This window comes from Salinivibrio proteolyticus, assembly GCF_001996165.1.
Lineage (GTDB): Bacteria > Pseudomonadota > Gammaproteobacteria > Enterobacterales > Vibrionaceae > Salinivibrio > Salinivibrio proteolyticus.
The window spans coordinates 1-24,404 of sequence record NZ_MUFP01000030.1; the positions used below are offsets into that span (position 1 = coordinate 1).

Consider the following 24,404-nt stretch of genomic DNA (forward strand, 5'->3'; position numbering starts at 1 on the left):
CCTCAAGACATTGGTGAATGAGTTCAGGGCAAAGGAGATCGGATAGACCATTGAGTTGGTCAGCAGAGAATTGATGTATTCGGTCGAGGGCTTGTCTTAAGAACATAAAAAATCCGAGTGTGCAGAAACACTCGGATTTTGACACCCTCTCAGGATCGTTCAACCGATCATTTTTTGCTTAACTGATCGGCATTAAGCATTAAGCTGGCTTTTTTAGTCAAGCGATCGGGCTGTTTCAATAAACAGCGATAAGATCGGTTATTTCACCACAGTCAGGGTTGGTTTCCCTTTTTTCGCCGGAGCGGTTGGGATCTCATCCTCTTCGGCTTGTGGCAACGTTTCCGGATCGTCGACGCTATCAACCGACACCAACGATGGCTCGTCATCGTCGATATTCAGTTCATCAAAGGCTCCCGATGGCATCTCTTCATCTTCTGGCGAGGCATACGCAGGCTCCATTTCAAACATGGTGCCGGCGCCGTTTTCGCGAGCATACAATGCCATCACGGCCGCCATCGGTACATTGACCTGTTGTGGCCGTCCGCCAAAGCGGGCATTGAAACTGACGAACTCGTTACCCAGTTCAAGGTTACCAACCGCGCGTGGCGCGATATTGAGAACGATTTGACCGTCTTTGACATAATCAAACGGCACCTGCACGCCCGGCAAGGTTGCATCAACAACCATGTGCGGAGTGAGCTCGTTATCGAGTAACCAATCATAAAAAGCACGCACCAAATAAGGGCGGCGTGGTGTCATCGAGAATTCTGATGTAGACATTATTGACCCGTTAGTCGCATTTCACGTTCAGCTTCTGTCAGTGAGGCGAGAAATGAATCACGCTCAAACAGACGCGTCATGTAGTCTTTGACTTCTTTAGAGCCTGGGCCTGCCAGCTCAATGCCCAGAACAGGCAAACGCCACAGCAGTGGTGCAAGATAGCAATCAACAAGGCTAAACTCTTCACTCAAGAAGTACGGGCTTTCCGCAAACACAGGCGCCAGTGCCAGTAGCTCTTCGCGCAGTTGTTTACGTGCCTTGTCGGCCTCATCAGCACTACCGTGGGTGATCTTTTCAAGCAAGGTATACCAGTTACGTTTGATGCGATACATCATCAAACGGCTTTGCGCACGCGCAACAGGGTAAACTGGCATCAATGGCGGGTGAGGGAAACGCTCATCCAAGTATTCCATGATGATGTCTGCGTTATACAACGCAAGTTCACGGTCCACCAAGGTCGGAACAGAGTTATAAGGATTCAGATCAACCAAGTCCTCAGGCAGATTGTTCGGATCTACCAACTCAATTTCTACACTGACACCTTTCTCTGCGAGGACGATGCGTACCTGATGACTATAGAGATCAGATGCGTCAGAGAATAACGTCATCACCGAGCGTTTATTGGCAGCAACAGCCATCAACCCCTCCAGGATGTTCAATATCAATAGAAAGCAATGGGGACAAAGCGTCCCCATTGCGGATTAGCAACACACTAGATTAACCGATCAGTGCACATCGCGCCAATATTCTTTCTTGAGTAGGTAACCCAAGATAAGGAATATCACGAAGAAGCCAATCACCCACCAACCTAGTTGCTGGCGCTCTAACTTTACAGGTTCGCCGGCATATTCAAGGAAGTTAACCAGATCGCGCACGGCATTGTCGTACTCGCCGGAGCTGAGCTCACCGTTGCCATCAGATTCTAGGCCAACGAACTCTTCAACCATTTTACCGTCAACCATACGTTGCTCGTAAACCTTACGCGGTGTSCCTTGTAGCTCTTCGAGCACGTGTGGCATGCCCACGTTAGGGAAGACCACGTTGTTCACGCCAAATGGACGAGAAGGGTCAACATAAAACGAGCGTAAATAGGTGTATAGCCAATCGACACCACGCACGCGCGCCACCAAGGTGAGGTCAGGTGCCGGAGCGCCAAAGTACTGACCGCCAGACTCTTGCGACATGGCGTTTTTCATCAAATCCCCGTACTTGGCGTTTTTATCGAAGATGAGGTTATCTTCCATCAAGTCTTTCGGGATGTTGAGATCTTCAGCCACTCGCTGATAGCGCTGATATTGCGTGGCGTGACAACCAAAGCAGTAGTTCATAAACAGCTTGGCACCACGTTGCAATGAGGCTTTGTCCGTTAAGTCGTTGTTGGCATCGTCCAAATGAACATTACCACCGGCGGCCATCGCCAAAGAGGGCAACAGCGCGCATAACATTACAATCCATTTTTTCATTTGAATGTCACCCTCTCTGGTAGCGGTTTTGTTGCTTCATTTTTGCTGTAGAAGAACAACAGCACGAAGAACATGAAGTAACAGAAGCTGAAGATCTGCGCCAGCAAGGTATAGGTTGGCGTCGCAGGCAACGCACCGAGAATGCCCAGAGCGATAAAGGCAATCACGAATTGCACAATGTTCGCCAAGTGCAACTTGCTGCGATAGCGGTATGAGCGCACGCGACAGCGGTCAAGCCATGGCAACAAGAACAGCACCACAATCGATGCACCCATGGCGATAACCCCAATCAGTTTGTCGGGAATCGCACGCAAAATCGCATAGAAAGGCGTGAAGTACCAAACAGGGGCAATGTGCTCAGGTGTCTTCAGCGGGTTCGCCGCTTCAAAGTTAGGTGGCTCAAGGAAATAGCCGCCCATTTCAGGGTTAAAGAAAATGACGTAGGCAAACAAGATGCCGAACACACCGATACCAATCAGATCTTTCACCGTCCCGTAAGGGTGGAAAGGGATCGAGTCGAGGATGTCATATTTCTTGGTGTAGTCAGGGTGGAACTTAAACTGTGACTGGTAATCGTCGCCCATCTTGCCTTTTGGCAGTTTGGTATCAATACCGTCTGGGTTGTTTGAGCCCACTTCGTGCAGTGCCAGTACGTGAAGCACAACAAGCAACAGCAACACAATCGGCAAAGCAATCACGTGCAGTGCAAAGAAGCGGTTCAGTGTTGCGCCAGAGACGACGTAGTCACCACGGATCCACAAGGTGAGGTCGTCACCGATAACCGGAATGGCACCAAACAGTGAAATAATAACCTGCGCGCCCCAATATGACATCTGACCCCAAGGCAGCAGATAGCCCATAAAGGCTTCAGCCATTAGCACCAAGAAAATCAACATACCGAACAGCCACAGCAGTTCACGAGGCTTTTGGTACGAGCCGTAAATTAACCCGCGGAACATGTGCAAGTACACCACCACGAAAAAGGCCGAGGCCCCGGTGGAGTGCATGTAGCGGAGCAGCCAGCCATATTCCACATCACGCATGATGTATTCAACCGACGCGAACGCGCCTTCTGCTGACGGCACATAGTTCATGGTTAGCCAAATCCCTGTTAGAATTTGGTTAACCAAAACAATCATGGCCAACACACCGAACATATACCAGAAGTTAAAGTTCTTCGGCATAGGGTATTCGGTCATGTGTTTACGGTACGCATTCATCGCTGGAATACGTTTTTCAACCCAGTTCAGGAAATTTTCCATTACGCATTCCCCTCATCTTGTCCCACGATTATGCGCTTGTCGTCCAAGAACATATAAGGCGGCACTACCAAGTTAAGTGGCGCTGGAACACTTTGGAATACGCGTCCGGCCATATCAAACTTGGAACCGTGGCACGGGCAGAAGAACCCGGCTTTCACCCCACTTACCTGCTCGCTAAAGCTGTCTGGCAAATAGGTCGGTGAACAACCAAGGTGGGTACAAATACCAACCGCAACAAAGATTTCTGGCTTAATAGAACGGGTTTGATTGGTTGCATACCCTGGCTGCTGAGGTTGCTCAGACGCGGGGTCACGAAGTCTGTCTTCAAACGTAGACAACTCTTCGAGTATTGCTTGGCTGCGACGGACCACCCATACAGGCTTTCCTCGCCATTCGACGCGGATCATCTGGCCGTCTTGCAGTTTACTGATATCGACTTCAACTGGCGCACCCGCGGCCTTTGCTTTGGCGCTTGGGTTCCAGGACTTAATAAAAGGCACGGCAACTGCTACGGCCCCTAAACCGCCAACAACTGACGTCGTCGCAGTCAGGAAACGGCGTCGGCCGGTATTCACTGGCGCATTGCTCATCCAACATTCTCCCATGTGCTCCCGCTTGGATTTTTATTGTGTCCTTTGCGTCCATGGAGCGTACGGCTAACTCAAAAACGAATATGTAATAACGGCTGACCGGGATCAGTTCGATTAAATCTTAGCTGCTATTACGTCGGCTAGATGATAGAGAAAACCCTACTTTTTGACAAGATAAAGCTACCTTTTTGTAACAAATGTGAGCGGTGTGCACAGAATTAAGGAAAGGGTAATGGAAATGTTGGAAAATGCGTGCTTATACGCTGTTTTGAAAGGAAATATATTTGTAAGCCGTTTGGTGCAAACATAAAAAAAGCCCGGTGTAACCACCAGGCTTTTTGAGGCAAATATTGCTCGGGCGTAAATTAACGCTTCGAGAATTGTGGGCGACGACGTGCTTTGCGCAGACCCACTTTTTTACGCTCAACTTTACGCGCGTCACGAGTCACGAAGCCAGCTGCACGTAGTGCAGGACGTAGAGACTCATCATATTCCATCAGTGCACGAGTGATACCGTGACGGATAGCGCCCGCTTGACCAGAGATACCACCACCAGAAACGGTGATGTACAGGTCTAGCTTGTCGATCATCTCAACCAACTCTAGTGGCTGACGAACAACCATGCGAGCAGTTTCGCGACCAAAGTAAGTGTCCAAAGAACGCTTGTTGATCTCGATGTTACCGCTGCCCGGCTTGATGAATACACGAGCTGCGGAGCTTTTGCGACGACCAGTGCCGTAGTATTGTTCTGCCATTGCTATATTCCTCTTAGATGTCTAGTACTTGCGGTTGTTGTGCCGCGTGCTTGTGCTCAGAACCCGCGTAAACTTTCAGTTTACGGTACATCGCACGACCTAGAGGACCGCGAGGCAGCATGCCTTTAACGGCTTTCTCAATAACCAGCTCAGGTTTTTGCGCGATCAGCTTCTCGAAGCTGATTGACTTAATGCCACCTACGTAGCCAGTGTGGCTGTAGTACATTTTGTCAGACGCTTTGCGGCCAGTTACAGTAACTTTCTCAGCGTTGATAACAACGATGTAGTCACCGGTGTCAACGTGAGGGGTGTATTCTGGTTTGTGCTTACCACGCAGACGAGATGCAATTTCAGTAGCCAGACGGCCCAGAGTTTTGCCTTCAGCGTCTACAACGTACCAGTCGCGTTTTACAGTTTCTGGTTTAGCAACGAAAGTTTTCATGCTAATGATTACCCGATTTAATAAGTTTCACTTAAGGAGCCGAAGCTCCCACTGTTAAGAGCCCATACAACACCCCTTCGAGTGGTGGTACCCTCGGCCTAAGCCTTTCAACAGTAACGGTGGGTTGCGGGATTATAGGGAAGAGTGGAGAAAAAATCACCTCTTTTTCAAAAAAAATCCCACCAAAATGCGCAACTGGTTATTGTTTAGCAACCGCCTGATGCGCAAAGCGCCAACAGGCGCGCGACAGCCTATGGTAAGTGCGCCAATGCAAGGTATTCGTGGCTTTGCATCTCGATAAGGCGCGACTGGCAACGTTCAAATTCGAACCGCAATCGCTCGCCTGCATAGAGGCTGTCCATCGGCACCGCCGCAGAAATGATCAGCTTAACGTTACGCTCGTAAAATTCATCCACTAAAGCAATAAAACGGCGGGCAGCATCTTCTTGATTAGCTTGAAGTTGCGGCATATCGGCTAGCAATACCGTGTGATACAAACGCGCCAATTCCATGTAATCGGTTTGACTACGTGCGGACTGACACAGCTCAGCAAAACTAAAATGCGCGACACCATCACCATTTTCAATGGTTGGCAGCGCGCGATGGTTCACTTCAATCACATCATCGCGCACCCCACCCTCGCCATTGAGCTTACGAAAGTAGTCGTCCATTTTGGCACGAGCACTGTCACCCAAGGGGTGATGAAAAATGTCTGCTTGAGTGAGGGTGCGCAGGCGATAATCCACCCCCGAGTCAACGTTTACCACCTCACAATGCTGATTGATTAAATCAATCGCGGGTAAAAACCGTTGTCGCTGCAGGCCGTTGCGATATAACTCGTCAGGCACAATGTTTGATGTGGCCACCAGCGTAATACCGCGCGCAAACAGGGCTTCCATTAAGGTGCCTAGGATCATCGCATCAGTAATATCAGAGACAAAAAATTCATCGAAACACAAAACGCGTGTCTCTTGGGCAAATTTATCCGCGATTTGCCAAAGCGGATCGACCTCGCCATCCAGCGCTTTTAACTCTTGATGCACCCGATGCATAAAGCGGTGAAAGTGCATGCGCATTTTGTTTTCAAACGGTAGCGCATGGAAAAAGGTATCCATCAAATAGGTTTTACCGCGTCCGACGCCGCCCCAAAAATAGAGCCCTTTGACCGGTGTAACCGGCTGGGGAGTCGATTTACGCCATGGTAGCCAAGCACGCTTGTCAGGCTTGGGCGCAACCACAGGTGTGTGCAGTAAGCGGTGGTAGAGCGCATCGAGTTTCTCAACGGCCATGCGCTGCGCGGGGTCTTCGATAAAATCGTTTTGGGTCAGATCGTTATTATAATGTTCGAGCGGCGTCATTCCTTGAAAGCCTCGTGTTATTCGCCTGCCTCGATAGTACCACGTCAGACGATTGCCATGTATAGTGAGCAGCAATCACCAACCTTCACCTTTCTCAATACAGTGCGCTAAAGTTGAAACAAGCAGACGCGTTTCGCTTGTCTTTTTAGGCGGGAAAATGGTATCTGTGGTTGGTCAACTTGTGACTACAAGGAGCAGTTATGGCCTGGATTAATAGCCTGATCTTTCTCATCATCGGCGTAGCGGTTGGCTTTTTGATAGCCCGCATGACTACGCGTGACCTCAAACAACAAAAAGATTTAAAAAGGGAGCTGGAAAAGTCACGTTACGAGCTGGAACAATATCGCCAAGAATTGGTCGATCATTTCGCCCAAAGTGCTGACCTGCTCGATACCATCTCGAAGGATTACAGCAAGCTATATCAGCATATGGCAAAAACGTCTTCCGATCTGATGCCTAATTTACCCGAGCAAGATAATCCTTTTGCGAAGCGCTTGGGCAAGATCACCGAGATTAAAGAAACCACTGACGGCGACCAACCGCCACGCGATTACTCTGACACTGGCTCAGGGCTATTGAAAGGGGAAGAAAAGTCGCGCGCGAGTTGATCAAGGATTGAACTTTTTAAGATAGGCCCCACTCTTATCCATACTCGGACAATCGGAGTGAGTCTATGATGAAAAAGTCTTTACTAGCGATTAGTGTTGCCGCGTTGACCCTTGGCGCGGCATTTTCTCCTCTTCCTAGCCATGCGGCACTTCCTCAAGCGGTGAGCGGTCAGACCATGCCTAGCTTGGCGCCAATGCTTGAGAAAGTTTCTCCTGCCGTGGTCAGTATCGCTGTCGAGGGTAATAAAGTTTCGAAACAACGTGTTCCCGAAGCGTTTCGTTTTTTCTTTGGCCCCAACATGCCTTCTGAGCAAGTCCAAGAGCGCCCATTCCGCGGCTTAGGCTCTGGCGTCATTATCGATGCCGACAAAGGCTACATTGTTACCAACCATCATGTGATTGATGACGCCGACCAAATCCGCGTTCAGCTGCAAGATGGCCGAGAATATGACGCACGCCTGATTGGCAGCGATGAGATGTCAGATATTGCCCTGCTGCAACTGGATGATGCTGCGAAAGACCTCACTGCAATTAAACTGGCTAACTCAGACGCACTGCGCGTCGGTGATTTTGCCGTCGCAATTGGTAACCCCTTTGGACTGGGGCAAACCGTTACCTCAGGGATTATCTCTGCGCTCGGACGCAGTGGTTTGAATTTAGAAAACTTTGAAAACTTTATTCAAACCGATGCCGCGATTAACAGCGGTAACTCCGGCGGCGCGTTGGTGAACCTTAATGGTGAGTTAATTGGTATCAACACCGCGATTTTAGGCCCCAATGGCGGTAACGTCGGGATTGGTTTTGCCATCCCAGCCAACATGGCAAAAAGCTTGGTCGACCAAATTCTCGAGTTTGGCTCGGTACGCCGCGGCATGCTGGGCGTGACCGGCCGTGAGCTGACCTCTGAGTTGGCAGATGCATTTGGCCTTGCCACCAAACATGGTGCGTTTGTCAGCCAAGTGATGCCGGACTCTGCCGCCGAAGAGGCTGGCTTAAAAGCCGGCGACATTATTGTTTCAGTCAACGGTAAGAGTATCCGTACCTTTGGCGAGCTACGCGCAAAAATCGCGACCTTAGGCGCAGGCAAAGACGTTGAGCTGGGTGTGATCAGAGATGGCGAAACCATCACGGCCAAAACCACGCTGAAAGAAGCGAGCCAAACGCAAGCCAAAGCCGATGACCTGCATAAGGCGTTAAAAGGGGCGGAGCTGAAAAACCATGATGGCGATCCTGCCGGTGTAGAAGTCTCCGCAGTCGCTGAAGGCTCTCTCGCGGCGCGATACGGGCTACGCGAAGGGGATGTGATTGTCGGGGTGAACCGACATAAAGTCGAAAACCTCGGTGATTTACGTAAGATTTTAGAAGATAAGCCTAATGTACTGGCTCTGAATATCGCCCGAGACAACGGCTCTTTGTATTTAGTGATCCGTTAATCCCGCCTTTGCATCACGCACAATGCCTGCCACTTGGCAGGCATTTTTTGTACAAAGCTCACCGCTTAGCATTTCCACAAACGATTGTTGCAATGCTATCCTCTAGCCTCGCAGTTGGCTTCGTTGAGGATAGCATCATTTATGCTGGCACTATTGGTTCGCTCCACGCTTATTGGCTTATTGACTGCCGCCCTAATTTTGGTTGCGGTGCCTGATCTACGCTCAGGCCTTTTTAGTGTTTCATCCTTACCCGATTTCGATGAGGTCCAGCAGCCCGAGCTTGTCTCGTTCAGTTATGCGGTCAAGCGTGCCTCTCCCGCAGTGGTGAATATTTATACCCGCAATTACGTTCGCGGCGACCGTTTGCAGCTCAATACCCAGGGACTTGGCTCGGGCGTGATCATGAGCGCCAAAGGCTATGTGGTCACCAATTACCATGTGGTCGCCAAAGCGGATCAGGTGATTGTTGCACTGCAAGACGGCCGTATTTTTACCGCGCAAATGGTCGGTAAAGATCAACGCACGGATCTGGCGGTACTGAAAATCCCAGCTGAAAACTTACCCGTAATCCCAGTCAACCAAGACTATCAACCGGCCGTTGGCGATACCGTTCTTGCGATTGGTAATCCGTATAACCTCGGGCAAACCACCACTTACGGCATTATCTCCGCCACGGGCCGCACTGGGATGAGCTTTTATGGCCGCCAAGACTTTCTGCAAACCGATGCCGCGATTAACCGAGGGAATTCCGGCGGCGCGTTGGTGAACAGCCGCGGTGAGCTGGTGGGGATCAACACCGCCTCGTTTCAGCAGGCAACCGATCTGGAAACCTACGGGATTTCCTTTGCTATTCCCTACCGCTTAACCGAAAAGATCATGAATAAATTGATTGCTGATGGGCGCGTTATCCGAGGCTACATTGGTATCGATGGTCGTGACGTCAATCCTGTAATGGCGCGCTTGCTTGATGCCGAGCAACAGCGCGGTGTCATGGTGGCGGACATGGATAAAGGCGGACCGGCAGAAAAGGCGGGAATTCAGCCGCAAGATTTGATCATTAAAATTAACGATAAACCAGTTAAAGGTGCCCGTGGGGCGATGGATATCGTCACCGATGCGCGTCCTGGCACAACACTTTCGATTACCCTTATTCGCGATGGTGAGAGTTTAACCCTGCCGGTGACGGTCGGGAACGAGCCAGACAGCGGCGAATAGTCGACAGCAACGCATCGTTAGCACACGCTGAAGCCTCACAAAGACAAAAACGCCAGCCCTATCAAGGCTGGCGTTTTTTCGTTAACCCATCTTACGTGACGCTTACTCGCCGTCAATACGCTCGATTTTCGCGCCCAGAGCTTGCAGTTTATCTTCGATACGCTCATAACCGCGATCGATATGATAAATACGATCCACCACGGTCTCGCCTTTGGCAATGCATCCGGCAATCACTAAGCTTGCCGAGGCACGCAGATCGGTGGCCATCACTTGCGCGCCACTGAGGCTATCGCAATCACCACACACCACGGTGTTTCCTTCTATTTCTGCGTGTGCGCCCATACGTTGCAGTTCAGGCACATGCATAAAGCGATTCTCGAAGATGGTTTCGGTAATAATCCCAGTACCTTTCGCCACCAAGTTCAGCAAGGTAAATTGCGCTTGCATGTCGGTTGGGAAACCCGGATGCGGCGCGGTACGCACATTCACCGCTTTCAGTTCGCGACCGGTCATATCCAGCTCGATAAAGTCATCGCCTGTGGTGACCTTAGCGCCAGCTTCTTCCAATTTATGAAGCACGGCTTCGAGTAAATCCGGAGAGGTATTGCGACAGACGATATGGCCGCCTGAAACCGCCGCAGCCACCAAAAAGGTACCGGTTTCAATCCGATCTGCAACCACCGCATGTACGCCGCCGCCAAGACGTTCAACCCCTTCAATTTCAATCCGGTCGGTGCCTGCGCCTTTGACTTTCGCCCCAAGGGTATTGAGGAATTTCGCCGTATCCACAATTTCTGGCTCGCGGGCGGCGTTTTCAATCACGGTGGTGCCTTCTGCCAAGGTGGCAGCACACATCACGGTGACGGTGGCACCCACGCTGACTTTATCCATCACAATGTGGGCGCCTTTTAGACGGCCATCGACGGTGGCACGCACATAGCCTTCATCGAGTGTGATGGTGGCGCCGAGCTGCTCTAAGCCGTTAATGTGCAAGTCCACCGGACGGGCACCAATCGCACATCCGCCGGGTAAAGACACTTCCCCTTTACCGAAACGTGCGACCAAGGGGCCGAGCGCCCAAATCGACGCACGCATGGTTTTAACCAAGTCATAGGGGGCACACAGTTCCGTGATATCGCTGGCATCGACATGGACAGAGCCATTGCGGCTGACTTTTGCCCCAAGGCGCGATAATAGCGCCATAGTGGTATCGATATCGCGGAGTTTAGGCACATTGGCGACTTCAACGGGCTCTTCAGCCAACAGTGAAGCAAATAAAATAGGGAGAGCTGCATTTYTCGCGCCGGAAATGGCTACGTCACCTTTAAGCGGGCCATTGCCCGTCACTCGAAACTTTTGCATCTGACCCTCTTACAACTGCATCAGCTTTTTATCGCGCGCCCACTCTGCTGGGGTCATCGCTTTAATGCTCACGGCATGAATATCGTTACGCGCAATGTGCTCCATCAGCGGGCCGTAGATGGTCTGCTGTTTTTTCACACGCGACATTCCGTCGAACATCTCTGCCACGGCGACCACTTCAAAGTGGCTCCCGTCGCCTTTCACGTGCAGCTCGTCTAGTGACAGAGCCGCGTCTAAAATGGCTTTAACTTCGCTCGCTTCCACGTTTAAACCCCTTCTTGATGCTCAGCATCGTCAAAAAATGCCTCGATGTTGCTTAGCGTCAACAACAGTTTGAGCTGCTCTGGCATGCCGCTGTAGCGCACGGCCTGACCTTTCTCTTTCAAGGCTTTATCCAAGTGCAACAACATGGCCATGCCGGCAGAGTCGACGCGAGATAGCCCGCTTAAATCCAGGCTAAGCGCCGAATCATTGGGTAGCCACTGGCTACGCTGGCGCCAAAAAGCGGGCACTGTGTCACGATCTAACCGTCCTGACAAGTGGTAATGCTGCCCGCCGCTTGTAGTTAACTCGACACTCATGACTCGCCCTGTTTCTGTTTATCCTCGCGACGAATCGGTTTTGCCGCCAGCTCTTTGAGCTGTTCAATCACAGAATCAATACCATCACGACGCAACGGCGCTTTCCACTCTGATTGTTTAGATTGGATCATACTCACCCCTTCCGCCGTTACGTCATAGGCTTGCCAATTTCCTGTCCGAGTATTTTTACGCAGGCTGAAATCAAGGCGAATCGGCGGACGCGAGGAATCGGTGATATCCACGCGCACTTTTACAATCTTGTCGTCATCACCGATGGCTTGGTCACGTTGCACGTTGACATCTTGGTTGTCGTACTCGAGCAGGATTTGTGCGTAGGAAGCAATCATGTATTCGGTGAATGCCTCGGTGAATGCATCGCGCTGTTCAGGGGTGGCTTGACGATAATGCTGCGCACCTAGCACCAACGACGCCGCATAGCGGGTGTGGATGTAGGGCAGTAGTTCGTCTTTGACCACGTCACGCAGCAAATCCGGATCGGCGCGGAACAAGGTGCGATCTTTACGCAGGCGAGTAAAGGTGTTGTCAGCCACTTGCTCAATCAACCGGTAGGGGTTGGTTTGGTCCACCGGCTCACTGGCATGCACAAACGAACTGACACTGGCGACAAACACGATCAGCGCTGATGACAGTGTGATCAAAACCTTCTTCATTCGATTACTCCTTATCGCCCACGCTATACAAGAACTGTCCAATCAAGTCCTCGAGTACCAACGCAGACTTGGTGTCTTCTAACTTACCGCCGTCTTCAAGGTAGCCAATGCCTAATGCTTCATCGACAAACCCGGGCGTAATACCAATGTACTGCTCACCGAGTAAGCCTGCGGTGTAAATCGATGCCGAGCTCGACTCAGGGAAATATCCCGCACTGCTGTTAATCTGTAGGGTGACTTTCGGCACATAGGTTTCTGCATCCAGCGAGATAGCGGTCACCTGACCCACGGTCACGCCCCCGACTTTGACCGGTGAGCGCACTTTCAGGCCACCAATATTGTCAAACTCTGCGGTTAAGGTGTAAGTATCCGCTCGTCCCCAACGTTGAACATCCGCCACTTGGAACGCCAGCACCAATAATGCTGCAATCCCTGCGATGACAAAGCAGCCTACCCAAAATTCTGTTTTTCGACTCTGTTGCATGATTAATTCCCAAACATGAGTGCAGTAAGGACAAAGTCAAGGCCGAGTACGGCCAATGAAGAGTGCACCACAGTGCGTGTGGTGGCACGGCTGATACCTTCCGAGGTCGGCGTGGCATCGTAACCGTTAAACAGGGCAATCCAAGTCACTGCGATAGCAAATACCACACTTTTGATCAGTGCGTTGCCAACGTCGTAGCCCAGATCGACCGATGCTTGCATCACAGACCAGAAACTACCGTGATCGATGCCTTTCCAGTCGACCCCGACGAGCTCGCCGCCCCAGATGCCCACCAGCATAAAGATCACCGCCAACAACGGCATCGCAATCACACCCGCCCAGAAGCGCGGCGCGATCACGCGGCGAAGCGGGTCAACCGCCATCATCTCTAAGCTGGATAGCTGCTCAGTGGCTTTCATCAGACCAATTTCCGCGGTCAGCGCTGAGCCCGCCCGTCCGGCAAACAGCAATGCCGTCACCACCGGGCCTAGTTCGCGTAACAGCGACAAGGCGACCATTTGTCCAAGGCTGGTTTCTGCACCAAAATCGGACAACACTAAATAGCCTTGTAAACTCAACACCATGCCAATGAATAGGCCTGATACGATGATGATCGCCAGTGAGCGAACGCCCACTGAGTAAAGCTGTTTAATCAAGAGCGGGAAGGTCTTGCTCGGCTGTGGTTTGCCCACCAGCGCGCCGGCCATCACAAAGGTTGCGCGCCCCATCGACTCAGCCACGCCCATCGCGCGGCGACCCACATCCGCAATCTGCGTTTTTATCACCGGTAAATCTCCTGCTCTAACTGACCCGCAGGATAGCGGAATGGTACAGGGCCATCTGCGTGCCCTTCGAGGAATTGTTTGACCCAAGGATCTTGATTATCACGCAGCGATTGTGGTGTGCCACTGGCGATGATCCGGCTGTCTGCCAACAGATAGACTTTGTCCGCGATGCTCATCACTTCAGGCACATCGTGGGATACCACCACGCAGGTCAGCCCCAAGGCTTGGTTAAGCTGGCGAATCAAGGTGACCAAGACCCCCATAGTAATTGGGTCCTGTCCCACAAACGGCTCATCAAACAAAATCAGTTCTGGGTCGAGGGCAATAGCACGCGCCAGTGCAGCACGGCGAGCCATCCCCCCAGAGAGATCACTGGGCATTAATGCAGCCGCCCCGCGCAGCCCTACCGCCTCGAGCTTCAGCATCACAATGGTATGAATGAGGGATTCATCCAACTGCGTGTGCTCACGCAAGGGAAAGGCCACATTGTCAAACACCGACATATCGGTGAACAAGGCGCCAGATTGAAACAACATGCTCATCCGTTGGCGCACATCGAATAAACGACGACGCCCTAAGGTGGGAATATTGTGGCCATCAAAAACAATGTCGCCGGCATCAGGCTTTAGCTGACCAGCAATTAAACGTAATAGGGTTGTTTTACCAATGCCAGATGGTCCCATGATGGCGGTCACCTGACCACGCGGCACCTGCAAATCAATATGATCGAAAATGCACCGGCTGCCCCGTGAGAATGTCATCCCGTTAATATCTATCAGGCTCTGTGCTGCCATTGCCGCATTCTCATGGTTAGATAGGATAAAAATTAAGTGGCTGATAATAAGGCGTCCCCTATGCTAACACAAGCAACGCCCGCTCCCTGCCTGATAGGACGTGATATAGCCCTGATAATGGCAGTATAGCCATTCACCCGCTCGGCGAGGAAGAATGGCCTATATGGACCGAAAAAGTGCCAACGAGTTCCCGTTCATGAATGAAAAGCGACTCATTCACGGCGATGGTACGGGCTTTTCGCTTCACATTTGCCACGTTAGCCGTCAGAATTGCACCTCATTTACACCAATTTAAAAACGCAAAGGACAGGTGTCATGGTAGAAGCGGTTGCCATACTTATTGTGGGATTAGTGTTACTGGTTTGGAGTGCTGACCGACTCGTGTTCGGCGCTGCCGCGATCGCGAAAAACTACGGCGTCTCTCCTCTTGTCATCGGCATGACGATTCTGGCCATGGGCTCTTCCGCGCCTGAAATGATGGTATCGGCCAATGCCGCGCTTGCAGATAAAACCGATACCGCGGTGGGGAATGTCTTAGGGTCAAACATTGCCAACATTGCCCTCATTCTTGGCTTTACCGCCCTGATTAAGCCTTTGTCGATTAGCTCTATCATTTTGCGCCGCGAACTACCATTAATGTTGGCGGTCACCTTGCTCGCCGGCGCTCTTTTGTGGAACAACCACCTCGGCTTTTTCGAAGGCGTGGGTCTGTTGGTCTTATTCGTGGTGTTTATCCTTGCCATGATCAAAATTGGCAAAGACTCAGGCGGGACCGATCCTATGCTGGCGGATCAGGAATCGGACATTCCGCAAGATGTCAGTAATCTAAAAGCGGTAATGTGGATTTTAATCGGTCTGCCTTTGCTATTGCTGTCATCCGATCAAGTGGTCGACTCGGCAGTCACCATTGCTCAATACTTTGGCATGAGCGACTTAGTGATTGGCTTGACCATCATTGCTATCGGCACCAGCCTGCCCGAACTCGCCGCATCGATTGCCGGCGTGATGAAAGGGGAAGACGATCTCGCTGTCGGCAATATTATCGGCTCGAACGTGTTTAATATCTTGGCAGTGATGGGGATCCCGGGCTTGCTTAACCCGTCACCGATCAGTGAATTTGCAATGGGGCGGGATTACTACATCATGCTGGTTCTCTCTGTGATGCTACTGGTCTTCGCATTGGGCAAATCACGCAGTATCAACCGCATTGAAGGGTCGATCTTTTTGATGTGTTATATCGCCTATCAAGGCTATCTCTTTGTTAACGCTGCCGCATAATGGACATGGTGATGAGTGAATTTGATTTTCGTCGCGCAGGGCTTGATGTGCTTACCATTGAGCAAGATGCGATTGCACAACTCAAAACGGCGATTGACGAGCATTTTGATGCCGCCTGTCGATTAATCTTAAACGCCACCGGCAAAGTGGTGGTAATGGGAATGGGCAAGTCGGGCCACATCGGCCGCAAGATTGCAGCCACCCTTGCAAGCACAGGAACGCCTGCGTTTTTCGTGCACCCAGGTGAGGCAAGTCATGGTGACCTTGGGATGATAAATCAAGGCGACGTGGTGTTAGCTATTTCCAACTCGGGCGAAGCCGGTGAAATTCTTACCTTACTGCCGGTGATTAAACGTCTCGGGATCCCGTTAGTCTGTATGACGGGCAACCCCGACTCGAGTATGGGGCAGCTTGCCAAAGTCCATCTCAATATTCACGTACCCAAAGAGGCGTGCCCCCTTAAGCTTGCGCCTACATCCAGTACCACGGCCACCTTGGTGATGGGCGATGCACTCGCCATGGCATTGATGCAAGCAAAAGGTTTTACCGCCGATGACTTTGCCCTCTCCCATCCGGGCGGCGCATTAGGACGCAAACTACTCTTACGTATTAGCGATCTGATGCATCAAGGCGAGCGTTTACCCGTGGTGCCAGACAGTGCCACCGTGCGCGATGCCTTGCTGGAAGTGTCCGAAAAAGGCCTAGGAATGACCGCCGTGGTCGATGCAGAGCAACAGTTGGCAGGCGTCTTTACCGATGGCGATCTGCGCCGCTTACTCGATCAACGCATTGATTTACACACCACCGCCATTGGCGAGGTGATGTCCGCCAATCCGATCACCATTGAACCGGAACTGCTGGCGGCAGAAGGACTCAAACTCATGGAGGAGCGTAAAATTAACGGGCTGCTGGTAGCGAAAAATGGCCAACTTCTTGGCGCCCTCAACATGCATGACCTTTTGAAAGCCGGAGTAATGTAATGTCCGCACCTGTGACTGACACCTTATATGGCCCTGTTGCCACAACCCTGTTCGAACGGGCGGCGACGATCCAGCTACTGATTTGCGATGTTGATGGCGTTTTCTCCGATGGTCGCGTGTATATGGGCAATCAAGGCGAGGAGCTGAAGGCCTTTCACACCCGTGATGGCTACGGCATAAAAGCCTTGATGAACGCTGGTATTGAGGTCGCAGTGATCACAGGTCGACAGTCTAAGATTGTCGAAAATAGAATGAACGCCTTAGGGGTCCGTCATGTCTATCAAGGACAAAGTGACAAGCTAGCTGCGTACGACGATCTTTGTCAGCAATGCAACGTTGACCCTAAGCACACCGCGTATATCGGTGATGACTTGATTGATTGGCCCGTCATGGCAAAAGTCGGCCTCGCGGTCTGTGTGGCAGACGGTCACCCGCTATTACAACAACGCGCTGATCTGGTGACCCAAATCCGTGGTGGGTTCGGCGCGGTCCGTGAAGTCTGCGATCTGATCCTCGAGGCACGAGGCGAGCTCGATCAGCACAAGGGCTTAAGCGTATGATGCAGCGGCTAAGCATGCTGGTGCTGATAGCACTGTGTGCCCTAACCGGCTATTATCTGCTTTCTCAACATGTCTGGGAGCGTGCAGTACAAGTGGAGCCGGACGCAGAAAAGCCTCTGTTTACCGGTGAACAAATTAAAACCGTGCAATACAACGCCGATGGGATACGCAGCTATACCGTTGACGCTGAGCACTTAGAGCACTACGCCAACATTGATGAAACCCACTTTAATGAGCCTGTCTTATGGACCTATAACAATGGTAAAGACGAAGAGTGGCGCATCAGTGCAAACTATGCGGTGCTGTCTGATAAGCACATATTGACGATGACAGGCAAAGTGCGAATTTTTAACTTGCTACCGAACGCGCAAATTCATTCGGTAGCCACCGAGACTGTGACGTTGGACCTCACCACGCGAGACTTTTGGTCCGACCGTCCCACCACCATCACTGGCGTTGGCTTTCAAACCGAAGGGCAACGCGTGAAAGGGAACTTCGGTAACCACCAGATGGAATTGTTAAACGATGTTAAAGGCCGATATGAAACGACCCCTCGTTAAAGCACTGGCAGGTGCCATGTTGCTGTTTTCGCACTACTCATTGGCATTGAGTAGCGACACAGAGCAGCCTATTTATATTCAATCTGAGAGCCAGCATTTGGACATGGCCACCAACACGGTGACCTTTACCCAAGATGTTGTGCTGACCCAAGGTAGCATTAAAATTCTGGCCGACAAGCTGGTCGTGATCCGCCCTCAAGGCCAAGAAGGCGATGAAACCATTGAAGCGTTCGGTAAACCCGCGACCTTCGAGCAGACCATGGATGATGGTAAAAAGCTGCACGGTGAAGCCTATAAGTTGCGCTACGAAGTGGGCAACGAGTTTTTGAAAATGTCGACTAATGCCATGCTGGAGCAAGCGGGTAATCAAGTCGAAGGCAATGTGATCACCTATCAAATTGATAAGCAGCAATTGGTCGCAGAAAGTGACAGCAATAAGCGTGTCACTACTATCTTGCAGCCGACCACCAAAAGCCCATCTGAGTCAGAATCGCAATAAGAGGCCCTATGGCAACGTTAAAAGCGGCCAATTTGGCGAAAAGTTATAAAGGACGAAAAGTCGTCGCCGATGTCAGTCTGGAAGTGAAGTCCGGCGAGATCGTCGGCCTACTCGGCCCAAATGGTGCAGGTAAAACCACATCGTTTTACATGATTGTCGGTCTTGTCGCTCGCGACGAAGGGGCAATTTTTATCGACGATCAAGACATTAGTATTCAGCCGATGCATAACCGTTCACGTCTTGGCATCGGTTATTTGCCGCAAGAGGCCTCGATTTTTCGCAAGCTCACCGTCTACGACAATTTGATGGCGGTACTGCAAACGCGAAAATCCCTCACCAAAGAGGAACGTCAAGACAAAGCCGAAGACTTGTTGGATGAATTTAATATTCAGCATATCCGCGATAGCCTTGGTATGGCGCTGTCAGGGGGCGAACGACGCCGTGTCGAAATTGCACGAGCCCTCGCCGCTAACCCGAAATTCATTTTGCTTGATGAGCCGTTTGCCGGCGTCGATCCGATCTCCGTGATCGACATTAAAAAGATCATCGAACACCTACGCGATCGTGGCTTAGGCGTGCTGATCACCGACCACAATGTTCGAGAAACCTTGAGTGTCTGTGAGCATGCTTACATTGTCAGCCAAGGACACTTGATTGCGCACGGCACCCCTGATGAAGTGCTGAATGACGAGCACGTCAAACGTGTCTATCTCGGTGATCAGTTCAAGCTATAGTGGACTCGCTCACGCTAAAATCTGCCAATCACGGCTATAGTTATCTATAGAGCGCTTGCCCTGCATCTCAGAGCAAGCGTTTTAATCTCATTGGTCGTTGTAAAAGGAAAGGTGTAACGCCCCTATGAAACCCACGCTTCAGCTCAAGCTTGGACAACAACTCGCAATGACACCGCAGCTACAGCAGGCTATTCGCCTGCTGCAGTTGTCGACGCTAGATTTGCAGCAAGAGATCCAAGAAGCGTTGGAAACCAACCCGCTGTTGGAACAGGACGAGGGTCAAGAGCAAGAGGCCGCGGAGCGTAATGATAACGACACCACGGAAACCGCCACTGCCAGCGCCGACACGTTAGAAACCTCAGACGCCTTCGAGAAAAACGAAATGCCCGACGAGTTGCCGGTGGATACCACTTGGGATGACGTCTATAGCGCGGGAACCGGCAGTACTGGCATTGCCTCGGGCGGCGATGAGCTTCCCGTGTATCAAGGTGAAACCACCGAAAGCCTTTACGACTACCTAAAATGGCAGCTCGACCTCACCCCCTTCTCAGAGACGGATCAAGCGATTGCCTTGGCGATCATCGATGCGGTGGACGATCAAGGCTATCTGTCGGTCACCACGGATGAGATCTTAGAAAGCTTGGGCAGTGATGAGATTGAGCTTGACGAAGTGGAAGCCGTACTGAAACGTGTTCAACACTTTGATCCATTGGGTGTGGCCTCTCGCTCGCTACAAGAGTGCTTATTGCTCCAATTAGCCACATACAACCCAGAAACACCCTGGCTGGGTGAGGCACGTACCGTGCTCACCCAACATATGGATTTGCTCGCCAACCGCGATTATCGTCAGCTGATGCGAGACACCCGTCTAAAAGAACCGGATCTTAAAGCCGTGATGCAACTGATCCATAGCCTTGAGCCACGTCCGGGTAACCTGATCGTGACCAACGAAGCGGAGTACGTGGTACCGGATGTCTCCGTGTTTAAGCATCACGGTAAATGGGTGGTACAAATCAACCCAGACAGCGTCCCCAAACTTAAGGTTAATGAGCAATACGCCGCTTATGGCCGTAACGGCTGTAGCCCCTCAGACAGCCAGTTTATTCGCTCCCATTTGCAAGAAGCCAAGTGGCTGATTAAAAGCCTCGAAAGTCGCAATGAGACCTTATTAAAGGTGGCCCGCTGTATTGTCGAACATCAACAAGATTTCTTTGAGTATGGCGAAGAAGCCATGAAGCCCATGGTGCTTAACGATATCGCCATGGACGTCGACATGCACGAGTCGACCATCTCTCGTGTGACCACCCAAAAATTTATGCATACGCCACGCGGTATTTTTGAGTTGAAGTACTTCTTCTCAAGCCACGTGAGCACGGACAATGGCGGCGAATGCTCTTCGACAGCCATTCGTGCCCTGATCAAAAAGTTGGTGGCAGCGGAGCCTGCCAACAAGCCCCTCAGTGATAGCAAAATTGCCGCCTTGTTAGCTGAGCAAGGCATCAAAGTTGCACGACGGACCATCGCTAAGTATCGGGAGTCGCTCGGTATTGCGCCGTCAAACCAGCGCAAGCGCCTGCTTTAGGCGCCTCAACAGAAGGAAGATGTGTATGCAAATCAACCTGACCGGACATCATGTCGAAATCACGCCACCAATACGCGAGTATGTGGATACAAAGTTTGCTAAACTCGAGCGCTTTTTCGAGCACATTAATAATGTCCACGTTGTGTTGACGGTCCAAAAGCTCGACCAAATCGCTGAAGCGACGCTCCATGTCAACAATGGAGAGATTCATGCTAAAGCGCAGTCGCAAGATATGTATGCGGCCATTGATGGGTTGACCGACAAGTTGGTCAAGCAATTGAGTAAACATAAAGAGAAGCTCAAACAGCATTAAGCTATGGAACTTAAAGACGTACTAACAGTGGACTGCACGCGCAGTGCCGTCCACTGTTCCAGCAAGAAACGCGCCCTTGAAATCATTAGCCAAGTGGCAGCAGACAAGTTGGGGATCAACGCGCAACAATTGTTTGAATGCATGCTAAGTCGTGAAAAGCTGGGCACCACAGGTATCGGCTCAGGGATTGCCATTCCACACGGCCGCATCACGGACAGTGACCATGCTATTGGCGTGCTGTTGCAATGTGCAGAGCCGATTGAGTTCGACGCTATCGACAAACGCCCCGTTGATTTGCTCTTCGCGCTACTCGTCCCGGACGAACAGTGCAAATACCACCTCCAAACCCTCTCGGCCATCGCCGAAAAGCTCAATGATAAACAGCTATGCCGACAGCTTCGCAATGCAGACTCGGACCAAGAGCTGTACAATATCATGACTCAATAACGAGTAAGGGCTGACGGGAGTCTATTATGATGCTTAAAATTGTCAGTGGCCGTTCGGGGTCAGGCAAATCTGTGGCGTTGCGGGTACTCGAAGATCTCGGGTATTACTGCGTTGATAACCTCCCTGTGAACCTGTTGCGCGACTTCGTTACTTCGCAAGAAGATGCCGAGGCCAAAATTGCGGTCAGCTTGGACATTCGTAACCTGCCTAACGCAAATGAGCCTATTGCTGACACCCTCGCCGCGTTACGGGAAGTGTGCGATGTCACCTTGTATTACTTGGATGCAGATGACAAGGATCTGATTAAGCGCTTTAGTGAAACACGCCGCTTGCATCCCCTGTCGCGCCAAAACCTGTCTCTTGAACAAGCGATTCAAGCCGAAAAGCAACAAATGGCGCCCATCAAGGAACACGCCGACCGCGTGATTAATACCACGGGGCTGTCGATTCACGACTTGAGCGAGTCGGTACGCTCACTGGTATTGGGCCGCGCCAGTGGCGATTTGGTGATGGTGTTTGAATCGTTCGGTTTTAAGCATGGCTTACCCGCCGATGCCGACTATGTGTTTGATGTTCGCTTTTTGCCCAACCCGCATTGGGAGCCCACCCTGCGCCCTCATACCGGCTTAGAAAAGCCCGTACGCATGTTCCTTGCCGCGCAACCCGATGTCGCGATGGTGATTGCACAAATCAAAGGCTTTCTTGAGTCTTGGCTGCCCGCATTGAAAAACAATAATCGCAGTTATGTTACCGTCGCAATTGGATGTACGGGGGGTAAACATCGCTCTGTGTATATTGCCCAATATCTGTCTGACTACTTCACGGAGCTCGGCGAAAAAGTGCAGATTCGTCACCGCACCTTGGAGCAATCGTCATGACCACCCTGCACACGGATGTGTGTGTGCGTAACCGACTGGGCTTACATGCGCGCGCCGCTATGAAGCTGGTTGAGCTGCTCCAAGCCTACGACGCCACCATTGAGTTGCAAAGTGGCGATAAGCGCGCCACGGCCGATAGCGTGATGGCGATGCTGATGCTGGAATCGGCTCAAGGACAAACCATCACCCTCACCGCGACGGGTCCACAGGCCGAACCAGCTTTAAACGCGGTAAAAGCGCTGTTCGATGCCGGATTTGACGAAGAAAGTTAACCGCCCACTGCGCTGACCAGCACGCAATTCCTTTCTTATACTGACACGCAACCCATTTGTCATGCGACAGACTCCCCTGATTGCGTTAGAATTTCAGACATTGCAATGGGGGATGTTGCCTATGGCAGAAACGACAGAACAAGAACAAAGCAATCAAACCCACCAACGGCTACAAGAAGTTAGCCAACTGCTGGAACAAGGCATGTTTGTCCGCGTCCGCCGCATGTTGGAAGACATGGAGCCGGAAGACATCGCCCACCTTCTTGAGGCCTCGCCGCCCAAAGGCCGTTTAGTTCTCTGGCAACTGACGGATCCCGAAGACCAAGGTGAAATCCTCGATGAGCTGTCTGAGGATGTGAAAGACGGCATCATGGTGCGTATGGCGCCAGAGCAACTTGCCGCTGCCACCGAGGGGATGGAAACCGACGACGTTGCTTATCTGCTGCGTAGTTTGCCTCAAGACGTTTCACAAGATGTACTGGCAGAGATGGACGCACAAGACCGTGCGCGCATCCAGCAAGCGCTCTCCTACCCGGAAGACTCTGCGGGCGGGATGATGAACACCGACGTGGTCACCATTCGAGGCGACGTCACTGTCGATGTGGTACTGCGTTATCTACGCATGAGAGGCGAGCTACCCGATACCACTGATGCGCTTTATGTGATTGACCCGAATGGCCGACTGATTGGCAATTTACCTATTGCCGCCTTGTTGGTTAACCAGCCGGACACGGAAGTGGTCGACATCATGGACGATCCGGATGAAGCCATTAGCGTGACCATGGACGATGGCGATGTGGCGAGCCTTTTTGAGCGTCGTAACTGGGTTTCAGCCCCAGTCGTCGACCAACAGAATCACCTTGTCGGCCGTATTACCATCGACGATGTGGTCGATATTATTCGTGAAGATGCCGAGCACTCGATGATGGGCTTGGCCGGTCTCGACGATGAGGAAGACACCTTTGCCCCCGCCTTTAAAAGTGCGCGTCGTCGCAGTATCTGGCTAGGGATCAATGTGCTCGCGGCACTGACCGCAGCCTCAGTGTCGAACATGTTTGAAGGCACGCTTGATAAGATGGCTGCGATTGCGGTGTTGATGACCATCGTCCCCTCGATGGGCGGTGTAGCAGGGAATCAAACCGTTGCCTTGGTCATTCGCGGGTTAGCCGTGGGTCACATTGGTGACTCCAACACACGCTGGCTGCTGGCCAAAGAAGCCACCGTTGGACTTATCAATGGCTTGGTGTGGTCAATGATTATTGGCGGCGTCGTGGTGCTATGGAAAGGGAATCTTGAGCTTGGGCTGATCATTGCCGGTGCGATGATGATGAATTTATTTATCGCTGGGATTGCCGGGGTCGCCATCCCGACCCTGTTAAAAAAATACAATATTGATCCGGCACTGGCCGGAGGCATGGCACTGACCACCGTCACTGACGTGGTTGGACTCCTTGCCTTTCTTGGCCTCGCTACCTTGTTTATTACCTAATCTGACCGCGATTAAAAAAGGCGAGCCATTGGCTTAATGCATGTGAATTAAGCTGAGTTGCGTCTTTTAGAAGGCCTAGTCGCATAGCGATTGGGCCTTTTCTTTACTGCTCTTGGGTATGTCCTCTCTCGCCTCTCTGGAAGTACAAAGCTCTCTGCCATGTCGAGGATATATCGGAGCACTTCTGGGTACCTTCCAGGTGCGACAGCCGGGAGCACCTGCAACTGAC

30 protein-coding genes and 1 pseudogene are annotated in these 24,404 nt (G+C 51.5%); 15 read left to right on the forward strand and 16 right to left on the reverse strand.

Annotated elements, in window-relative coordinates; all coding sequences use genetic code 11:
- Positions 1 to 258: 258 nt before the first annotated feature.
- The 8 genes from sspB to zapE form a co-directional block, all read right to left on the reverse strand.
- Positions 259 to 780, reverse strand: a complete 522-nt coding sequence (gene sspB, locus BZJ19_RS16150) for a ClpXP protease specificity-enhancing factor (protein WP_077676372.1) — start codon at positions 778 to 780, stop codon at positions 259 to 261.
- Positions 780 to 1,418 (reverse strand): stringent starvation protein SspA, encoded by a 639-nt coding sequence (sspA, locus tag BZJ19_RS16155; RefSeq protein ID WP_077676373.1) that lies wholly within the window; start codon positions 1,416 to 1,418, stop codon positions 780 to 782. Before sspA ends, sspB begins: the two co-directional genes overlap by 1 nt.
- An 87-nt stretch (positions 1,419 to 1,505) precedes the next feature.
- Positions 1,506 to 2,243, reverse strand: coding sequence for a cytochrome c1 (locus tag BZJ19_RS16160; RefSeq protein WP_077676374.1), 738 nt, complete (start codon positions 2,241 to 2,243; stop codon positions 1,506 to 1,508).
- Positions 2,240 to 3,505: a cytochrome b gene (locus BZJ19_RS16165; RefSeq protein ID WP_077456390.1), complete on the reverse strand. Its 1,266-nt coding sequence runs from the start codon at positions 3,503 to 3,505 to the stop codon at positions 2,240 to 2,242. The genes BZJ19_RS16160 and BZJ19_RS16165 overlap by 4 nt, the downstream gene beginning before the upstream one ends.
- On the reverse strand, positions 3,505 to 4,095 hold the full coding sequence (gene petA, locus BZJ19_RS16170; RefSeq protein WP_077676375.1) for a ubiquinol-cytochrome c reductase iron-sulfur subunit: 591 nt from the start codon (positions 4,093 to 4,095) through the stop codon (positions 3,505 to 3,507). The genes BZJ19_RS16165 and petA overlap by 1 nt, the downstream gene beginning before the upstream one ends.
- Before the next feature lie 365 nt (positions 4,096 to 4,460).
- Positions 4,461 to 4,850 (reverse strand): 30S ribosomal protein S9, encoded by a 390-nt coding sequence (gene rpsI, locus BZJ19_RS16175; RefSeq protein ID WP_069588094.1) that lies wholly within the window; start codon positions 4,848 to 4,850, stop codon positions 4,461 to 4,463.
- Positions 4,851 to 4,863: 13 nt separating this feature from the next.
- The gene (rplM, locus tag BZJ19_RS16180) at positions 4,864 to 5,292 is read right to left on the reverse strand and encodes a 50S ribosomal protein L13 (RefSeq protein WP_077456388.1); all 429 of its coding nucleotides are present in this window, start codon (positions 5,290 to 5,292) and stop codon (positions 4,864 to 4,866) included.
- Between the two features lie 251 nt (positions 5,293 to 5,543).
- On the reverse strand, positions 5,544 to 6,650 hold the full coding sequence (gene zapE, locus BZJ19_RS16185; RefSeq protein ID WP_077676376.1) for a cell division protein ZapE: 1,107 nt from the start codon (positions 6,648 to 6,650) through the stop codon (positions 5,544 to 5,546).
- 200 nt (positions 6,651 to 6,850) lie between these two features.
- On the opposite strand from zapE, the gene zapG reads away from it, so the two are divergent.
- The 3 genes from zapG to degS all read left to right on the forward strand — a co-directional run bounded on the left by zapG (position 6,851) and on the right by degS (position 9,906).
- Positions 6,851 to 7,258 carry a Z-ring associated protein ZapG gene (gene zapG, locus BZJ19_RS16190; protein ID WP_077676377.1) on the forward strand — a complete coding sequence of 136 codons (408 nt, stop codon included), beginning with the start codon at positions 6,851 to 6,853 and terminating at the stop codon, positions 7,256 to 7,258.
- Between the two features lie 68 nt (positions 7,259 to 7,326).
- A complete protein-coding gene (locus BZJ19_RS16195; protein WP_102136153.1) occupies positions 7,327 to 8,691 on the forward strand; it encodes a Do family serine endopeptidase in 1,365 nt (454 codons plus the stop codon).
- 141 nt (positions 8,692 to 8,832) lie between these two features.
- A complete protein-coding gene (gene degS, locus BZJ19_RS16200) occupies positions 8,833 to 9,906 on the forward strand; it encodes an outer membrane-stress sensor serine endopeptidase DegS (RefSeq protein ID WP_077676379.1) in 1,074 nt (357 codons plus the stop codon).
- A gap of 102 nt (positions 9,907 to 10,008) precedes the next feature.
- On the opposite strand, the gene murA is transcribed toward degS, so the two are convergent.
- Genes murA through mlaF form a run of 7 tightly spaced genes read right to left on the reverse strand, consistent with a single transcriptional unit; the run spans position 10,009 to position 14,583 of the window.
- The gene (gene murA / locus BZJ19_RS16205) at positions 10,009 to 11,268 is read right to left on the reverse strand and encodes a UDP-N-acetylglucosamine 1-carboxyvinyltransferase (protein ID WP_077676380.1); all 1,260 of its coding nucleotides are present in this window, start codon (positions 11,266 to 11,268) and stop codon (positions 10,009 to 10,011) included.
- A gap of 9 nt (positions 11,269 to 11,277) precedes the next feature.
- Positions 11,278 to 11,532, reverse strand: a complete 255-nt coding sequence (gene ibaG / locus BZJ19_RS16210) for a BolA family iron metabolism protein IbaG (protein ID WP_077456380.1) — start codon at positions 11,530 to 11,532, stop codon at positions 11,278 to 11,280.
- A gap of 2 nt (positions 11,533 to 11,534) precedes the next feature.
- Complete coding sequence (locus tag BZJ19_RS16215; RefSeq protein WP_077676381.1) at positions 11,535 to 11,849, reverse strand: STAS domain-containing protein; 315 nt, start codon at positions 11,847 to 11,849, stop codon at positions 11,535 to 11,537.
- Positions 11,846 to 12,520, reverse strand: a complete 675-nt coding sequence (gene mlaC, locus BZJ19_RS16220; protein ID WP_077479453.1) for a phospholipid-binding protein MlaC — start codon at positions 12,518 to 12,520, stop codon at positions 11,846 to 11,848. The genes BZJ19_RS16215 and mlaC overlap by 4 nt, the downstream gene beginning before the upstream one ends.
- Before the next feature lie 4 nt (positions 12,521 to 12,524).
- Entirely contained in the window at positions 12,525 to 13,004 is a 480-nt protein-coding gene (mlaD, locus tag BZJ19_RS16225) for an outer membrane lipid asymmetry maintenance protein MlaD (RefSeq protein WP_069588113.1), read from the reverse strand.
- Positions 13,005 to 13,006: 2 nt separating this feature from the next.
- The gene (gene mlaE, locus BZJ19_RS16230) at positions 13,007 to 13,786 is read right to left on the reverse strand and encodes a lipid asymmetry maintenance ABC transporter permease subunit MlaE (RefSeq protein ID WP_201249206.1); all 780 of its coding nucleotides are present in this window, start codon (positions 13,784 to 13,786) and stop codon (positions 13,007 to 13,009) included.
- The gene (mlaF, locus tag BZJ19_RS16235; RefSeq protein ID WP_077456374.1) at positions 13,786 to 14,583 is read right to left on the reverse strand and encodes a phospholipid ABC transporter ATP-binding protein MlaF; all 798 of its coding nucleotides are present in this window, start codon (positions 14,581 to 14,583) and stop codon (positions 13,786 to 13,788) included. The genes mlaE and mlaF overlap by 1 nt, the downstream gene beginning before the upstream one ends.
- Before the next feature lie 315 nt (positions 14,584 to 14,898).
- Here mlaF and BZJ19_RS16240 point away from each other — a divergent pair, with 315 nt between their 5' ends.
- The 12 genes from BZJ19_RS16240 to mgtE all read left to right on the forward strand — a co-directional run bounded on the left by BZJ19_RS16240 (position 14,899) and on the right by mgtE (position 24,175).
- A complete protein-coding gene (locus BZJ19_RS16240; protein ID WP_077676383.1) occupies positions 14,899 to 15,861 on the forward strand; it encodes a calcium/sodium antiporter in 963 nt (320 codons plus the stop codon).
- Positions 15,862 to 15,872: 11 nt separating this feature from the next.
- On the forward strand, positions 15,873 to 16,841 hold the full coding sequence (locus tag BZJ19_RS16245; RefSeq protein ID WP_077676387.1) for a KpsF/GutQ family sugar-phosphate isomerase: 969 nt from the start codon (positions 15,873 to 15,875) through the stop codon (positions 16,839 to 16,841).
- Positions 16,841 to 17,401 (forward strand): 3-deoxy-manno-octulosonate-8-phosphatase KdsC, encoded by a 561-nt coding sequence (gene kdsC / locus BZJ19_RS16250; RefSeq protein ID WP_077676384.1) that lies wholly within the window; start codon positions 16,841 to 16,843, stop codon positions 17,399 to 17,401. Before BZJ19_RS16245 ends, kdsC begins: the two co-directional genes overlap by 1 nt.
- Positions 17,398 to 17,961 (forward strand): LPS export ABC transporter periplasmic protein LptC, encoded by a 564-nt coding sequence (gene lptC / locus BZJ19_RS16255; RefSeq protein ID WP_077676385.1) that lies wholly within the window; start codon positions 17,398 to 17,400, stop codon positions 17,959 to 17,961. Before kdsC ends, lptC begins: the two co-directional genes overlap by 4 nt.
- On the forward strand, positions 17,942 to 18,460 hold the full coding sequence (gene lptA, locus BZJ19_RS16260; RefSeq protein WP_077662373.1) for a lipopolysaccharide transport periplasmic protein LptA: 519 nt from the start codon (positions 17,942 to 17,944) through the stop codon (positions 18,458 to 18,460). Before lptC ends, lptA begins: the two co-directional genes overlap by 20 nt.
- Positions 18,461 to 18,468: 8 nt before the next feature.
- Positions 18,469 to 19,194 carry an LPS export ABC transporter ATP-binding protein gene (lptB, locus tag BZJ19_RS16265; protein ID WP_069588123.1) on the forward strand — a complete coding sequence of 242 codons (726 nt, stop codon included), beginning with the start codon at positions 18,469 to 18,471 and terminating at the stop codon, positions 19,192 to 19,194.
- 124 nt (positions 19,195 to 19,318) lie between these two features.
- The gene (locus BZJ19_RS16270; RefSeq protein ID WP_077676386.1) at positions 19,319 to 20,776 is read left to right on the forward strand and encodes an RNA polymerase factor sigma-54; all 1,458 of its coding nucleotides are present in this window, start codon (positions 19,319 to 19,321) and stop codon (positions 20,774 to 20,776) included.
- A gap of 25 nt (positions 20,777 to 20,801) precedes the next feature.
- The gene (gene hpf / locus BZJ19_RS16275) at positions 20,802 to 21,089 is read left to right on the forward strand and encodes a ribosome hibernation promoting factor (protein ID WP_069588127.1); all 288 of its coding nucleotides are present in this window, start codon (positions 20,802 to 20,804) and stop codon (positions 21,087 to 21,089) included.
- A 3-nt stretch (positions 21,090 to 21,092) separates the two neighbouring features.
- A complete protein-coding gene (ptsN, locus tag BZJ19_RS16280) occupies positions 21,093 to 21,536 on the forward strand; it encodes a PTS IIA-like nitrogen regulatory protein PtsN (protein ID WP_069588129.1) in 444 nt (147 codons plus the stop codon).
- Positions 21,537 to 21,562: 26 nt separating this feature from the next.
- On the forward strand, positions 21,563 to 22,414 hold the full coding sequence (rapZ, locus tag BZJ19_RS16285) for an RNase adapter RapZ (RefSeq protein WP_077662375.1): 852 nt from the start codon (positions 21,563 to 21,565) through the stop codon (positions 22,412 to 22,414).
- Positions 22,411 to 22,686: an HPr family phosphocarrier protein gene (locus BZJ19_RS16290; RefSeq protein ID WP_077456362.1), complete on the forward strand. Its 276-nt coding sequence runs from the start codon at positions 22,411 to 22,413 to the stop codon at positions 22,684 to 22,686. The genes rapZ and BZJ19_RS16290 overlap by 4 nt, the downstream gene beginning before the upstream one ends.
- Before the next feature lie 121 nt (positions 22,687 to 22,807).
- Positions 22,808 to 24,175 (forward strand): magnesium transporter, encoded by a 1,368-nt coding sequence (mgtE, locus tag BZJ19_RS16295; RefSeq protein ID WP_069588135.1) that lies wholly within the window; start codon positions 22,808 to 22,810, stop codon positions 24,173 to 24,175.
- 47 nt (positions 24,176 to 24,222) lie between these two features.
- Here mgtE and BZJ19_RS16300 read toward each other — a convergent pair.
- Positions 24,223 to 24,404 (reverse strand): annotated as a pseudogene (locus BZJ19_RS16300) (IS4 family transposase); the annotation flags it as partial.